We start from the raw sequence: 13,597 nt of genomic DNA, 5'->3' as shown, positions 1-13,597 counted from the left end.
CGATCGGACGTATTAAGTAGGGCGGGACACGTGAAATCCTGTCTGAACATCGGGGGACCACCCTCGAAGGCTAAGTACTCCTTACTGACCGATAGTGAACCAGTACCGTGAGGGAAAGGTGAAAAGCACCCCGACGAGGGGAGTGAAACAGTACCTGAAACCGAGCGCCTACAATCAGTCGGAGCCTCCTTGAGGGGTGACGGCGTACCTTTTGTATAATGGGTCATCGACTTGGTCTCACGAGCAAGCTTAAGCCGTTAGGTGTAGGCGCAGCGAAAGCGAGTCTTAATAGGGCGAATGAGTTCGTGGGATCAGACCCGAAACCGAGTGATCTAGGCATGTCCAGGATGAAGGTAAGGTAACACTTACTGGAGGTCCGAACCCACACCTGTTGAAAAAGGTCGGGATGAGGTGTGCCTAGGGGTGAAAGGCCAATCAAACTCGGAGATAGCTGGTTCTCCGCGAAATCTATTTAGGTAGAGCGTCATCCGAATACCCCCGGGGGTAGAGCACTGGATGGGTAATGGGGCCCCACAGGCTTACTGATCCTAACCAAACTCCGAATACCGGGGAGTACTAGATGGCAGACACACGGCGGGTGCTAACGTCCGTCGTGGAGAGGGAAACAACCCTGACCTACAGCTAAGGCCCCTAATTCATGGCTAAGTGGGAAAGCATGTGAGACGGCCAAAACAACCAGGAGGTTGGCTTAGAAGCAGCCATCCTTTAAAGATAGCGTAACAGCTCACTGGTCTAAATTTAAGCTGTCTTGCGGCGAAGATGTAACGGGGCTCAAGCCATGAGCCGAAGCTTAGGACTGCATAGCAGTGGTAGCGGAGCGTAGTGTGACATAGTCTCATGCGTCCTTCGATCCTTTCGGGGATCATTGGACGCGAGAGGCTTTCTGTGAAGCCGGCGCGTGAGCGATCCGGTGGAGAGATCACTAGCGAGAATGATGACATGAGTAGCGACAAACAGGGTGAGAGACCCTGTCGCCGAAAGTCCAAGGGTTCCTGCTTAAAGCTAATCTGAGCAGGGTAAGCCGACCCCTAAGGCGAGGCCGAAAGGCGTAGTCGATGGGAACCAGGTTAATATTCCTGGGCCAGATGGAAGTGACGGATCGCAAGGGTCGTTCATCCTTATCGGATTGAATGGGCGGCTGAGCGGTTCCTGGAAATAGCTCCATCATGAGATCGTACCCTAAACCGACACAGGTGGACTGGTAGAGAATACCAAGGCGCTTGAGAGAACGATGTTGAAGGAACTCGGCAAAATACCTCCGTAAGTTCGCGAGAAGGAGGCCCAGTTTCTAGGCAACTAGTGGCTGGGGGCACAAACCAGGGGGTGGCGACTGTTTACTAAAAACACAGGGCTCTGCGAAGTCGCAAGACGACGTATAGGGTCTGACGCCTGCCCGGTGCCGGAAGGTTAAAAGGAGAGGTGCAAGCCTTGAATTGAAGCCCCGGTAAACGGCGGCCGTAACTATAACGGTCCTAAGGTAGCGAAATTCCTTGTCGGGTAAGTTCCGACCTGCACGAATGGCGTAACGACTTCCCCGCTGTCTCCAACATCGACTCAGCGAAATTGAATTGCCTGTCAAGATGCAGGCTTCCCGCGGTTAGACGGAAAGACCCCGTGCACCTTTACTACAGCTTCACACTGGCATCAGGCCAGGCATGTGCAGGATAGGTGGTAGGCTTTGAAGCCGTGACGCCAGTCGCGGTGGAGCCATCCTTGAGATACCACCCTTGCCTTGCTTGATGTCTAACCGCGGTCCGTTATCCGGATCCGGGACCCTGTGTGGCGGGTAGTTTGACTGGGGCGGTCGCCTCCCAAAGAGTAACGGAGGCGTGCGAAGGTTGGCTCAGAGCGGTCGGAAATCGCTCGTTGAGTGCAATGGCAGAAGCCAGCCTGACTGCGAGACTGACAAGTCGAGCAGAGTCGAAAGACGGCCATAGTGATCCGGTGGTCCCGCGTGGAAGGGCCATCGCTCAACGGATAAAAGGTACGCCGGGGATAACAGGCTGATGGTGCCCAAGAGTCCATATCGACGGCACCGTTTGGCACCTCGATGTCGGCTCATCTCATCCTGGGGCTGGAGCAGGTCCCAAGGGTACGGCTGTTCGCCGTTTAAAGAGGTACGTGAGCTGGGTTTAGAACGTCGTGAGACAGTTCGGTCCCTATCTGCCGTGGGTGTAGGATACTTGAGAGGAGTTGCCCCTAGTACGAGAGGACCGGGGTGAACGATCCACTGGTGGACCAGTTGTCATGCCAATGGCAGTGCTGGGTAGCTATGATCGGAAAGGATAACCGCTGAAGGCATCTAAGCGGGAAGCCCCCCTCGAAACAAGGTATCCCTGAGGACCGTGGTAGACCACCACGTCGATAGGCCGGAGATGTAAGCGCAGCAATGTGCTCAGTTGACCGGTACTAATTGTCCGATAGGCTTGATTTGATCCAGTAGAAGATTGGCTGGACCAAAAGCATACACCGAAGTGTACACGACTTGGAACTGATGGATGTCCTGCCCGCTCAAACAAGCGGAACGGACAGAAGCTTCTCTTTCGGTTTGGTGGTCACAGCGCGAGCAAAACACCCGATCCCATCCCGAACTCGGCAGTTAAGTGCCGTTGCGCCGATGGTACTGCGTCTCAAGACGTGGGAGAGTAGGTCGCCGCCAAACCTAACGAGAAGCTCCGATGATCTCTCTGAAACGATGATGGTGCCGGATCCTACCGCCACCGAAACCCAGAATGATCGACGGGACCGCGCATACCTGCGCACCGTCATCCGGCGCGGGATGGAGCAGTCCGGTAGCTCGTCAGGCTCATAACCTGAAGGTCGTAGGTTCAAATCCTACTCCCGCAACCAGCTTTAGCGAACAGGCCGCGCCCGAAAGGGCAGCGGCCTTTTTGCTGTCCGCAAAACCCAATAACCCCAGAACCTTACCCTCCAGCTCGACCGCGTGCCCGCCATCGGAGCAGGGACGAACGACGACTGCCGAGACCAGCTCGTGCAATGCATCGTGGCGCGGTGCCGTAGCGAAGGGTCCGATAGCGCCACGGTGAGCTATCATCTGAGTCTGGTAGAGAAGGGCTAGATCCTGTGCGACTTTGAAAGTGAGGTGCGTTAGACCAATCAGCCGGGTTCTCCAGCATGGCCCTCTATGCTTCCAAGGCTTCCGGTGCTGGACGTATTGGCGCTTCAGGCTTCCTGAAGGACAGGCCGCATGACTTCGTGATAGGGGCAGGCGACGAGGTGATCGGGTTCGGGCATCAGCATCGGCGGGACGCCTTCGGCGCAGTCGGGACGTGCCTTGGGGCAGCGGGTGCGGAAAACGCAGCCCGACGGCGGGTTGACCGGAGAGGGTAGCTCTCCCTCAAGCACGGGGCGGTTTCGCAGCCGCTCACGTTTGGGGTCGGGGATCGGGACCGAGGAAATGAGGGCTTGCGTGTATGGATGGCGGGGGCCGCGGACCAATTCGCGTGCATCCGCCTCCTCTACCTTGCGGCCGAGATACATGACGAGGATCCGGTCTGAGACATGCTTCACGACGCTCAGATCGTGGGCGATGAAGATCATGGAAAGGCCCATCTCGCGTTGAAGGCGTTTGAGGAGGTTCACCACCTGCGCCTGTACGCTCACGTCCAGCGCGGAGACCGGCTCATCGCAGATAAGGAGTTCCGGCTCCAGGATCAGCGCGCGCGCGATCCCGATGCGCTGGCATTGACCACCCGAGAACTCGTGAGGATAACGATTGAGGAGGTTCGGCAGCAGCCCGACGCGCTCCATCATCTCACCCGCACGGCGGCGCGCCTCGGCACGCGAGATGCCGGGATCGTGGGTCACTAACGGTTCGGAAATGATCTCACCCACGTTCATCCGGGGATTGAGGCTCGCCAGTGGATCCTGAAAGACCATTTGCACGACACGCCTATGCTTGCGCCGCTCCGAGGCCGACATCTTGCGCAAATCCGTATCCCCCCAGAGGATCTGACCGCGGCTCGCGGGAACCGTCCCGATCACTGCGCGGGCAAGCGTCGACTTGCCGGAGCCCGACTCGCCCACCACCCCGAGCGTCTGGCCCGGTTCCAGATCGAAGGACATGTCCCGAACGGCCTGAAGCTTGTTCGGCGGGGTCCATGGCCATGCCCCGCGCGGCACGATGTCGAAGGTGACGTCGAGATTTCTGACGCTGAGAAGGGTCATCGGCGCTCCTTTTGGGTAGTTGGTCCCGTGCTCATTTCACGCGATCCGGATCGGCATGGCAGGCACGCTCGAGCTGTCCGTGAGGGAGTAGGAGAGGCATTTCGGCCCTGCAGACGTCCATCGCCCAGTTGCATCGCGGTGCGAAGGGACATCCGGCTGGCAAGCGGGACATGTCGGGCGGCTCGCCCGGAATGGTCGAAAGGTCGTCCTGATCGACGTCGAGCCGCGGCACGGCTCGCAGCAGGCCGAGGGTGTAGGGATGCGTCGGGTCTTCGAAAAGCGGATCGGTTCCGCCCCGCTCCATCACCCGGCCGCCATACATCACGAGCGTCCGGTCGCAGGTATCGGCCACGATCCCGAGATCGTGGGTGATCAGGATCATCGCAGTGCCGAATTCCTCGCGGATCTCGGACAGGAGGGACATGATCTGCGCCTGCACCGTTACGTCCAGCGCGGTGGTGGGTTCGTCCGCAATGAGCAGCCGCGGATTGCAGAGCAGCGACATTGCGATCATGATCCGCTGGCGCATGCCCCCAGAAAATTCGTGCGGATACTGGTCGAGCCGAGCCTTCGCATCGGGTATGCGCACCGCGTCGAGCATCCGGGCACTCTCTTCGCGGGCCTTGCCGCGGGACATGCCCTTGTGCAGCGTCAGCACCTCGGTCATCTGCGGCCCGATCTTGAGATAGGGGTTCAGCGAGGTCATCGGATCCTGAAAGATCATCGAGATCGCGGCACCGCGCACCTTGTTCAGGCGCTGCTGCGAAAGGCCGAGCAGTTCCTGGCCGTCGAAGCGGACCGATCCGCTTGCATGTCCATTGCGCGCCAACAGGCCCATGACCGCAAAGGCAGTCTGCGACTTGCCCGAACCGCTTTCGCCGACGACGGCCAGCGTTTCGCCCGGGTCCACCGAAAACGACACGCCATTCACGGCATTGACGGTGCCGTCGGGAGTCTCGAAGGCGACGCCGAGATCTTTCACGTCGAGAAGAGGCATCAGCGATCCTTGGGGTCGAGCGCGTCCCTGAGCCCATCGCCGAGGAAGAACAGCGCGAAGAGGGAGACGACGAAGAAGGCGAGCGGAAAGGCGATCATCCAGGGCGTTCCGTTCCTGAGATTGGCCGCACCTTGATTGATGAGGGCCCCCCAGGACGTCATCGGTTCCTGCACCCCGAGGCCCAGGAACGAGATGAAGCTTTCGAAGATGATCATCTGTGGCACGAGCAGCGTCGCGTAGATCACGACCACGCCGATCAGGTTCGGAACGATATGGCGGGTGATGATCCGGGGTGTCCGCACACCCGTCGCGATCGCCGCCTCGACGAATTCGCGGTTCTTGAGCGACAACGTCTGCCCGCGGACGATCCGGGCCATGTCGAGCCAGGAGATCAGCCCGATCCCCACGAAGAGCATCACGATCGAGCGTGAGAAGATCACCAGCAGAATGATGAGCACGAACATGTAGGGAATGGACATCATGAGGTCGACGAACCGCATCATGACGCTGTCGGTCCGCCCCCCGACATAGCCCGCGATGGCCCCATAGGCCGTGCCGACGATGACCGAGATGAGCGCGCCGACGATGCCCACGGCGAGGCTGATCCGGGTGCCCTGCACGATGCGCGCAAAGAGATCCCGACCGGTTTCGTCAACGCCGAAGTAATGGCCGTTCTCGATGCTCGGACCACCCGCTTGAGGGATCTGGCCCAGAAGGCTCCAGTCGATCTCCTCGTTCGACCACTGGGCGAAGAACTGGCCGAAGCTCGCGAAGAGAAGCACGAGCAGAAGGACCACCGCGCTGACCATCGCCGCACGGTTGCGCAGGAACCGACGCCGCGCATCGGCCCAGAGCGAGCGTCCCTTGCCGACGGAAAGTTCGGCCTCGATCGCCTCGTCTGTCGTCGTTTCGGTCATCTCTCTCCCTCAGTAGCGGATCTTGGGGTCGATCCAGGCATAGGCGATGTCTGTCAGCAGGTTGAAGGTGATCGTGAGGGCACCGATCAGCACGGTGATCCCCATGATGACGGAATAGTCCCGCGTCAGTGCGGAATTGACGAAGAACTGTCCGATTCCGCCGGTCGAGAAATACACGTCGACCACGACCGACCCGGTGATCATTCCGACGAAGGCCGGTCCGAGATAGCTTACGACCGGCAGCATGGCGGGTTTCAGTGCATGGCGCAGGATCACGCGGCGCATCGGCAGCCCCTTGGCCCGTGCGGTCCGCACGAAGCCGGCATTTAGCACCTCGAGCATGGAGGAGCGCGTGATCCGTGCGATCGACGCCATGTAGGAGGTCGAGAGGGCGATGACCGGCATGATGACGTATTGCCATTGCCCGCCCTGCCAGCCGCCGCCCGGCAGCCATCCGAGCCAGAGCGTGAAGATGATGACGAGGATCGGTGCCATGACGAAGTTCGGCAGCACCTGCGCGCCCACCGTCACGCCCACCGCAAGATAGTCGAGGACCGAGTTCTGCCGGATCGCCGCCAGCGCCCCGAGCGTCACGCCGACGATGACGGCCACGACGAAGGACCAGAACCCGTAGGTGAGCGTGACCGGAAAACCCTGTGCGATCAGGTCGTTCACGCTGCGGTCCGAATAGGCGAAGGAGGGGCCGAAATCGAAATTGGTGACAACGTTCCAGGTATAGACGCCGATGCGTTCGATCAGTGGCCGGTCGAGGCCGTATTCCGCCTCGAGATTGGCGAGCACCGCTGGCGGGACCCCGCGTTCGGAGGCGAAGGGCGATCCGGGCGCGAGATCCATGAGCACGAAGGACAGCACGATGAGCGCCAGAAGCGTGGGGATCGCCACCAGAAGGCGGCGGAGCGTATAGACGAGCATGATACCTCCGCTGGGGCGCGCATCGTTGGGGAAAGGGAAGGCGACGTTACCGTCGCCTCCCGCTCAGATCATTCTTCCGCGATGCGGTAGAAATCCTTCACGTACCAGTTGTTCTCGACGTTGCCCAAGGGAAATCCCTTGAGCGTCGGCTCGAGCAGGAAGGTGTTCGTGTAGTGATAGATCGGCAGGATGCCCATCTCCTGCGACAGGATCTGCTCGGCCTGCTGGTAGTTCTGCTGCGGATCCTCGGACGTGGCCGCGTCGGACAGGATGTTGTCGAATTCGTCGTTCGACCAGCGGCCCGAATTCTGCGGAATGTCCGTGCCGAGCGTATCGAGGAAGGTGGACGCCTCGTTGTAATCCCCACACCAGGCGGAACGTGCGATATCGAAATTGCCGTTGCGCTTGTTGTCGAGATAGGTGGCCCATTCCTGGTTCACCAGCGTGATGTCGACGCCGAGCTTCTGACGCCACATCTGTCCGATCACCGTCGCGATCTGGCGATGGCTCTCGTCGGTGTTGTAGAGCAGATCGAAGCTCAGATCGTCATAGCCGGCCTCTTCGATGAGGCGGCTCGCCTCTTCGTCACGCTCGGCCTGGCTCATCGACGCATAGTCGATCTCGGGCGGCTCGAATCCCGCAGTGGCCTCGGGGGTGAAGAAGAAGGCCGGCGACTGGCCGCCCTGCAGCAGCTGGTCGGTGATGACGCTGCGGTCGATGGCAAGCGACAGCGCGCGACGCACGTTCGGGTCGCGCAACGCCTCGGGCGCATCCTCGCGCTGGTTCACCTCGTAGTAGTAGGAACAGAGCCGCGGCACCGAATGGGCGGCGTCTGGATACTGCTCCTGGAGGCGCGGATAGCTGCCGGCCGGAACGGGTTCGAGCATGTCGAACTCGCCCGCTTCCCAGCGGGTCAGCGCCTGGCTCGTGTCGTTGATGATGTAGCTTACCACCTCGTCGATCACGACGTTGTCGGCGTCCCAGTATTCGGGGTTCTTCGTGGCGTTCCAGTATTCGTTCAGCTGCACGTTCTGCAGAACGTAGGCACCGTTCGAAACGATGTTGGCGGGATCGGTCCAGGCGTCGCCGAACTCCTCGACCGTCGCGCGATGCGTGGGCGCAAAGGTCGTATGCGCCGTCATCTGCGGGAAATAGGGTTTCGGCTCGGACAGGGACACTCGGAAGGTGCGGTCGTCCACAGCCTCGACGCCCAGCGTCTCGGGATCGGCTTCTCCGGCGATGATCTCGGCGGCGTTCTCGATCCCTGCAAGCTCAACGAACCAGGCATATTCGGACGCGGTTGCGGGATCTGCGGCACGCCGCCACGCATAGACGAAATCCTCGGCGGTGACGGGGTCGCCGTTCGACCAGCGCGCATCTTCGCGCAGGGTGAAGGTGAACTCGGTATTGTCCTCGTTGCCCTCGTACCCGGTCGCGACGCCCGGGATCAGTTCGCCCTGGTCGTCCTGGATCATCAGCCCTTCGAAAAGCTGCTGGACGACATGCGCGCCCGGCACGCCCTCGACCAGTTGCGGATCGAACGATGCGGGTTGGTCCAGCTCGCGATAGGAGAAGGTCTGGTCTTCCGCGAGCTCGACGCCTTCGGGCACGTCCGCGGCGATGAGGGGGGATGCGGCAAGGAGCGCGGCCATCGCCGTGCCCGACAATCGTGTGGCGGCCGAGATTGCTCGGTGTCTCATGTCTACCTCCTGCAGGTCTCTAAGATGTTGGATTTGCTTGCCGTTCATTGAATGACGGCACGGTCGTATTTGCAAGCGCACCTCACTGAATCGCGATGATCGGAGGCGGTCTGCGCAGGTGTCATCGTCCTCCACGGGGCGAGCGGCTTCAAGGCGGACGTCGCGTCCACATCGGCGAAGGATAGGGTCGGGCCTGGCGGTCGCATCAAGCGCCCGCCAGTTGGTTTCGATGGCACCGAGCGTGCCAGCTCGACGCCATGGCGGCATTTCGGCGACGACACGGAGGGACGAGCCCGTCTGTCGGGGGACAACTCCTGCTGCTTCATGCGTCCCGGTAGGGTCGAAGTGCGCGGTCCTCGGCTGGAATGCGCAGTGCCAGCACGCCCGCGTTCAGGATGCTGAAGACGAGCGCGACCTGCCAGAGCCCCAGTACCATGGGGGCCACGGCAATTTCCGCGACGACCAGCGTGTAGTTGGGATGACGCAGCCAGAGGAAAGGTCCTTTCGCCACAAGTGGCGTACCGGTCACGATGATCCTGGTCGTCCATCGACGGCCGAGCGTAACCAGTATCCAGACCCGGAACGCCTGCAGAAGCACGAAAACGGCCAGCCAGCCCGGTCGTATGCTTTCGTCCATTCCAAGAAGCACTATGGCGGCGATCCATGCCGCGTGGACCACGACGATCAGCGGGTAATGCCGGGCGGAAACCTCGACTGCGCCCTCGGCCAGCAGCGCCTTCGTGTTGCGTTGCGCGATCACCAGTTCCGACAGGCGCTGGACGATGAGAAACCCGATGAAGAGCGACGCGCCGAGGGTCATGCCGCGACGCGGAGCGGGACGAAGGAACCGGTGAAGCCGGGGCCGAGTGCCACGCCCATCAGGGTGCCGCTTGCGCCGCCCTGCAAGACGCGTTCGAGGACGAAGAGGATCGTGGGAGCGGACATGTTGCCCGCGTCTCTCAGCACTTCACGCTCCTCGGCCAGCGTTCCCTGATCGAGGTGCAGCACCCGCTCGATCGCCGTGATCACCTTCGCTCCGCCCGGATGGCAGACGAAGCGATCCACCTCGTCCAAGGTAAGCCCGCAACGCTCCAGTGCACCCGAAACGGCACTTTCGAGATTGGTCGAGACGAAATCTGGAATGGATCGGTCGAACACCACGCCGAGCCCGATATCGTCCACATCCCATCCCATGATGCCGAGCGTGTCGGGCCAGGTAATTTGCGTCCCCGTGCCGACTTCGATGCCGCTCTCGGCCCGTCGGCCGGACAGGCACGCCGCGGCGGCACCGTCTCCGAAGAGGACGGTCGCGATGATGTCGGCCTTCTGCAACCGGTCGGTCCGGAACGAGGGCGTGCAGGCTTCCACGACCACCAGCAGCACCCGGTCGTCCGGTCGTGCTGCCGAAAGCCGTTGTGCGATCGTCAGCCCCGAGGCACCACCCGCGCAGCCCAGGCCGAAGACCGGGACGCGCAGAACGTCGTCGCGAAAGCCCATCTGCGCGGCGACGCGGCTTTCTAGCGTCGGTGTCGCGATCCCGGTGGAAGAAACCGTGACGATGCAGTCCACCTCGGGCGCGGTCCAGCCGGATGCGGCCAGCGCCTTCCCCGCGGCGTCCATGAAAAGCGCGGTTGCCCCGTCGAGATAGACGTCGTTGCGATCCTTCCAGCCATGGTCGGCTTCGAACCAGTCGATGGGCACGACGGAATACCGTCTTTCGATCCCGGCGGTGGTGAATGTGCGCGATAACCGTTCGAATTGCGGATAATGCGGTCCGAGAAGCGCTTGGGCGCGGGTCTGCACGAGATCCTGCGGAAGCTCGTGCGGGGGTAAGGCGGTTGCCAGACCGTGGAGAAAAACCGTCACTCGTACCTACCTCGCACGGTCTTCGGGAAAGACCAGAAAATTTCGGGATTGGAGTGCAAACCTTGCATGACGGTCCCCGTTCCCCGCATGCGGCAATCTGTTCGGGTCGGATCGACGTGACGCCTCCGGAAGATAGCCGAAGGGAACGCCGCAGCAAGTCTCTACCGGAAGCGGGCCATACCGGATCATCGCCCTTTGCAGATACATGAGCGTGCGAGCTCCCCGAATTCGAAATACGGCAGGGTTTCCGGACACCGATCCACCGGGAGCCGGTCTGCGCTAGACGCTCACGCCGAAGACCCAGCCGATGAATGCCGTGACCCCCATGGCGAAGGCCCCCCAGACGACCACGCGTCGGATCGCCGGCAGCACCGGTGCCGCCCCTGCCTTCGCGCCGAGGGCCCCGAGGGCGGCAAGCGAGAGAATGGTGACAAGCAGGACGACCGGAATGACCACGGATGAGGGCGAAACAAGCGCGGCAATGAGGGGGACCGACGCTGCCGCGCTGAAGGTCGCTGCGGATGCAAGGGCGGCTTGGAGCGGGTTTGCGGAGTGGATCTCCGACAGGCCGAGCTCGTCCCTCACATGCGTGCCGAGCGCGTCCTTCTCGGTCAGCTCGCGCGCGACGATCTCGGCGGTCCGTCGGCTGAGGCCACGCGCCTCGTAGATTGCGACCAGCTCGGCGAATTCCTCCTCGGGCATCTCCGTCAGGGCGATCTCTTCGCGTCTGATGTCGGCGCGTTCCGTATCGGATTGCGACGAGACGGAGACATATTCCCCCGCCGCCATCGACATCGCTCCGGCGGCAAGGCCGGCGACGCCTGCGATCAGGACCGCTCGCGGAGCGGGGTCTGCCGCCGCGACGCCGACGATGAGCGACGAGACCGAAACGATGCCGTCATTCGCACCGAGCACCGCGGCGCGCAGCCAACCGCTCCGGGTGATGTAATGGGGCTCTCCGGGATGGGCGCTGGTCTCTGTCATGCTGGGTGCCTTCCTGCGAGCAGTTCTTCCTCGACCGGATCGCGGCCTGTTTCCGCCGCGGTTGGGCAGGGGTCTTGGGCGGACGATCGGCCGTTCCGTTTCTCCGACCATACGAACCACAGGTTCCGTGCATAGATGAAAAGGCCGAGAGCCTGGCCCAGAACGAAGACCGGATCGCTTCGGTGGACCGCATAGACAAGCAGGCAGAGACCGCCACCTATCGAGAAGTACCAGAAGATGTTCGGCAGGACGGAGCGTCGCGCCCGTTCAGAGGCAAGCCATTGCACGACGAAGCGTCCGGCAAAAAGGCATTGGCCGAGAAGGCCGAAGATCAGCCATGCGAGGTCGGGCCAGTTGCTGGCCGAGGTCGTGAGGCCACTCACTGCGCGGCATCCGCATGTCGGGTGACGATGTCGGATGCGGCGATCTGCGCGGGGCGTATCTGCCTGCCGCGTCCGCGATGGATCAGCCACATCACGCCCGCAAGATCGACGATGCCCGACAGGGCTCGACCCAGATTGGAGTAATGCGATCGCCCCCCGCCGCGCGGCCTGTGCCCCACGGTGACGTGCCGCACCGCGAGGCCTTCGCGTGCGAAGAGGGCCGGAAGGAACCGGTGCATATGGTCGAAATAGGGCAGGGAGAGAAACTCCTCCCGCCGGAACGCCTTGAGCCCGCAACCGGTATCGCGTGTGCCATCGCCGAGGCAGGCGGCCCGCACCCCGTTGGCGACACGCGAGGCAAGCCTGCGGGAAAACGCATCCTGCCGCGCAACGCGCTGACCTGCGACGAGCCCGCAACCGCCATCTGCAAGCGGTCGAACGATGCCGACAAGATCCGCCGGTGGGTTCTGGCCGTCCCCGTCGAGCGTCGCAACGATCGCCGCACGGGAAGCCTCGACCCCGGTGCGGATCGCGGCCGACTGGCCCGCACCGTATTCATGCGCGAGGAGCCGCAACCCCGGGACACTGGCCATGCGACCCCGCACGACATCGCCCGTGCCGTCCGTCGCACCGTCATCGACGACGATGATCTCGACGCGACCTAGATCGGCGATGGCCGCGATCTCGTCTATCAGCGGACCTATATTTTGGGCCTCGTTGCGGGTAGGGATCACGATCGAGAGGTCCGGGGTGGTGCCGAAGGCTGCACTCCGGTCAAAGGTTTCAGCTCGGCTCACGGTGCCTCCTTTCCATCCACGCGCTTGCGCCCGTGGATCATCGCGCCGACGAGGTTCTCGTGGTGGCGCAGGCTTTCGAAGACCACGCCGGCGACGTGGATGGCGGCGAGGACGAGGACGAGAATGGCGGCGACCTCGTGGATCTTCTCCATCGCGGAGGAACCCCAGAACATGTCGGTCGTCTGGAGCCAGCCCGTCAGGATCGTCGCGGTCACCGTGGTCAGAAGCGTAACGATCATCGCGCCGCCCGCGGGGTTATGCCCCAGATGGCGGCGTTCCCGACCCCGCGACAATTCGCCGAGATACAGCGCGACGGCCCGGGGGCCCCGGACGAAATCGGAAAACCGGGCATACCGTGACCCCACGATCCCCCAGACGAGCCGGATCGCGATAAGCGCCGCAAGGAGGTAGCCCGCATTCTCGTGCAGCCATTTCGGTCCGTCCTCGGTCAGCCAGGCCGCGCCGATCAGCGCGACCTGTGACCAGTGGAAGACCCGGACGAACGGGTCCCAGACCCGAACCGTCCGGGCCGTCGCGGACTCAGTCATCCGAGCCCATCTCCTCGAATGAGGCGGGGTCGAAGAAGATCTCGACGCGCTGGCCGTCGGCATCCTTGCCGTAGACCTCGTAGCAGCCGTCCTCTTCCTTGACGTTCGAGATGGACCAGCCCTTGTCGACGAGCTCCGACTTCAGCTCTTCCACGGGGCGCCAATCCGCCTTGTCGACGTTGCAGATGTCCTCGGCGAAGGCCGGAAGGGCGGCGGCGGTCAGAAGGGCGGCGAGAAGGGGGAGACGCATGATCTGTTCCTTT

12 protein-coding genes, 1 tRNA gene and 2 rRNA genes (1 of these 15 only partly in view) are annotated in these 13,597 nt (G+C 62.2%); 3 read left to right on the top strand and 12 right to left on the bottom strand.

Going from position 1 to position 13,597, the window contains the following annotated elements; genetic code table 11:
- From RVY76_RS11850 to RVY76_RS11840, 3 genes are all read left to right on the top strand, one after another.
- Nucleotides 1–2,455: ribosomal RNA gene (locus tag RVY76_RS11850) — 23S ribosomal RNA — on the top strand; it begins 382 nt to the left of the window's first position.
- 113 nt (nt 2,456–2,568) lie between these two features.
- A 5S ribosomal RNA gene (rrf, locus tag RVY76_RS11845) occupies nt 2,569–2,683 on the top strand.
- Nucleotides 2,684–2,794: 111 nt separating this feature from the next.
- Nucleotides 2,795–2,871, top strand: a tRNA-Met gene (locus RVY76_RS11840).
- A gap of 333 nt (nt 2,872–3,204) precedes the next feature.
- Here RVY76_RS11840 and RVY76_RS11835 read toward each other — a convergent pair.
- The 12 genes from RVY76_RS11835 to RVY76_RS11780 form a co-directional block, all read right to left on the bottom strand.
- Nucleotides 3,205–4,209, bottom strand: coding sequence for an oligopeptide/dipeptide ABC transporter ATP-binding protein (locus RVY76_RS11835; protein WP_317374257.1), 1,005 nt, complete (start codon nt 4,207–4,209; stop codon nt 3,205–3,207).
- 31 nt (nt 4,210–4,240) lie between these two features.
- Complete coding sequence (locus RVY76_RS11830; RefSeq protein WP_317374255.1) at nt 4,241–5,206, bottom strand: oligopeptide/dipeptide ABC transporter ATP-binding protein; 966 nt, start codon at nt 5,204–5,206, stop codon at nt 4,241–4,243.
- Entirely contained in the window at nt 5,206–6,123 is a 918-nt protein-coding gene (locus RVY76_RS11825; RefSeq protein WP_317374253.1) for an ABC transporter permease subunit, read from the bottom strand. Before RVY76_RS11825 ends, RVY76_RS11830 begins: the two co-directional genes overlap by 1 nt.
- 9 nt (nt 6,124–6,132) lie before the next feature.
- Nucleotides 6,133–7,056, bottom strand: coding sequence for an oligopeptide ABC transporter permease OppB (gene oppB, locus RVY76_RS11820; RefSeq protein ID WP_317374252.1), 924 nt, complete (start codon nt 7,054–7,056; stop codon nt 6,133–6,135).
- A 68-nt stretch (nt 7,057–7,124) separates the two neighbouring features.
- On the bottom strand, nt 7,125–8,756 hold the full coding sequence (locus tag RVY76_RS11815; RefSeq protein ID WP_317374251.1) for a peptide ABC transporter substrate-binding protein: 1,632 nt from the start codon (nt 8,754–8,756) through the stop codon (nt 7,125–7,127).
- A 322-nt stretch (nt 8,757–9,078) separates the two neighbouring features.
- Nucleotides 9,079–9,576, bottom strand: coding sequence for an isoprenylcysteine carboxyl methyltransferase family protein (locus RVY76_RS11810; RefSeq protein ID WP_317374249.1), 498 nt, complete (start codon nt 9,574–9,576; stop codon nt 9,079–9,081).
- Nucleotides 9,573–10,622 carry a type III polyketide synthase gene (locus RVY76_RS11805; protein ID WP_317374248.1) on the bottom strand — a complete coding sequence of 350 codons (1,050 nt, stop codon included), beginning with the start codon at nt 10,620–10,622 and terminating at the stop codon, nt 9,573–9,575. The genes RVY76_RS11810 and RVY76_RS11805 overlap by 4 nt, the downstream gene beginning before the upstream one ends.
- 279 nt (nt 10,623–10,901) lie before the next feature.
- Nucleotides 10,902–11,606, bottom strand: coding sequence for a VIT family protein (locus tag RVY76_RS11800; protein WP_317374247.1), 705 nt, complete (start codon nt 11,604–11,606; stop codon nt 10,902–10,904).
- Complete coding sequence (locus RVY76_RS11795; protein WP_317374246.1) at nt 11,603–11,989, bottom strand: lipid-A-disaccharide synthase N-terminal domain-containing protein; 387 nt, start codon at nt 11,987–11,989, stop codon at nt 11,603–11,605. Before RVY76_RS11795 ends, RVY76_RS11800 begins: the two co-directional genes overlap by 4 nt.
- Complete coding sequence (locus RVY76_RS11790) at nt 11,986–12,786, bottom strand: glycosyltransferase family 2 protein (protein ID WP_317374245.1); 801 nt, start codon at nt 12,784–12,786, stop codon at nt 11,986–11,988. The genes RVY76_RS11795 and RVY76_RS11790 overlap by 4 nt, the downstream gene beginning before the upstream one ends.
- Nucleotides 12,783–13,334, bottom strand: a complete 552-nt coding sequence (locus tag RVY76_RS11785) for a cytochrome b/b6 domain-containing protein (protein ID WP_317374244.1) — start codon at nt 13,332–13,334, stop codon at nt 12,783–12,785. Before RVY76_RS11785 ends, RVY76_RS11790 begins: the two co-directional genes overlap by 4 nt.
- Complete coding sequence (locus tag RVY76_RS11780; RefSeq protein WP_317374242.1) at nt 13,327–13,584, bottom strand: PepSY domain-containing protein; 258 nt, start codon at nt 13,582–13,584, stop codon at nt 13,327–13,329. The genes RVY76_RS11785 and RVY76_RS11780 overlap by 8 nt, the downstream gene beginning before the upstream one ends.
- Between the last annotated feature and the right edge of the window lie 13 nt (nt 13,585–13,597).

Origin of the sequence: Palleronia sp. LCG004 (assembly GCF_032931615.1) — a bacterium.
Taxonomy (GTDB): Bacteria; Pseudomonadota; Alphaproteobacteria; order Rhodobacterales; family Rhodobacteraceae; genus Palleronia.
The sequence above is the reverse complement of the archived record's forward strand: the minus strand, read 5'-3'. Positions and strand labels throughout refer to the sequence as shown.

Excerpts from the sequence above, each read along its gene's own strand:
- RVY76_RS11835 (WP_317374257.1), bottom strand. The coding sequence starts at position 4,209 with ATGACCCTTCTCAGCGTCAGAAATCTCGACGTCACCTTCGACATCGTG.
- RVY76_RS11830 (WP_317374255.1), bottom strand. The coding sequence starts at position 5,206 with ATGCCTCTTCTCGACGTGAAAGATCTCGGCGTCGCCTTCGAGACTCCC.
- RVY76_RS11825 (WP_317374253.1), bottom strand. The coding sequence starts at position 6,123 with ATGACCGAAACGACGACAGACGAGGCGATCGAGGCCGAACTTTCCGTC.
- oppB (WP_317374252.1), bottom strand. The coding sequence starts at position 7,056 with ATGCTCGTCTATACGCTCCGCCGCCTTCTGGTGGCGATCCCCACGCTT.
- RVY76_RS11815 (WP_317374251.1), bottom strand. The coding sequence starts at position 8,756 with ATGAGACACCGAGCAATCTCGGCCGCCACACGATTGTCGGGCACGGCG.
- RVY76_RS11810 (WP_317374249.1), bottom strand. The coding sequence starts at position 9,576 with ATGACCCTCGGCGCGTCGCTCTTCATCGGGTTTCTCATCGTCCAGCGC.
- RVY76_RS11800 (WP_317374247.1), bottom strand. The coding sequence starts at position 11,606 with ATGACAGAGACCAGCGCCCATCCCGGAGAGCCCCATTACATCACCCGG.
- RVY76_RS11785 (WP_317374244.1), bottom strand. The coding sequence starts at position 13,334 with ATGACTGAGTCCGCGACGGCCCGGACGGTTCGGGTCTGGGACCCGTTC.
- RVY76_RS11780 (WP_317374242.1), bottom strand. The coding sequence starts at position 13,584 with ATGCGTCTCCCCCTTCTCGCCGCCCTTCTGACCGCCGCCGCCCTTCCG.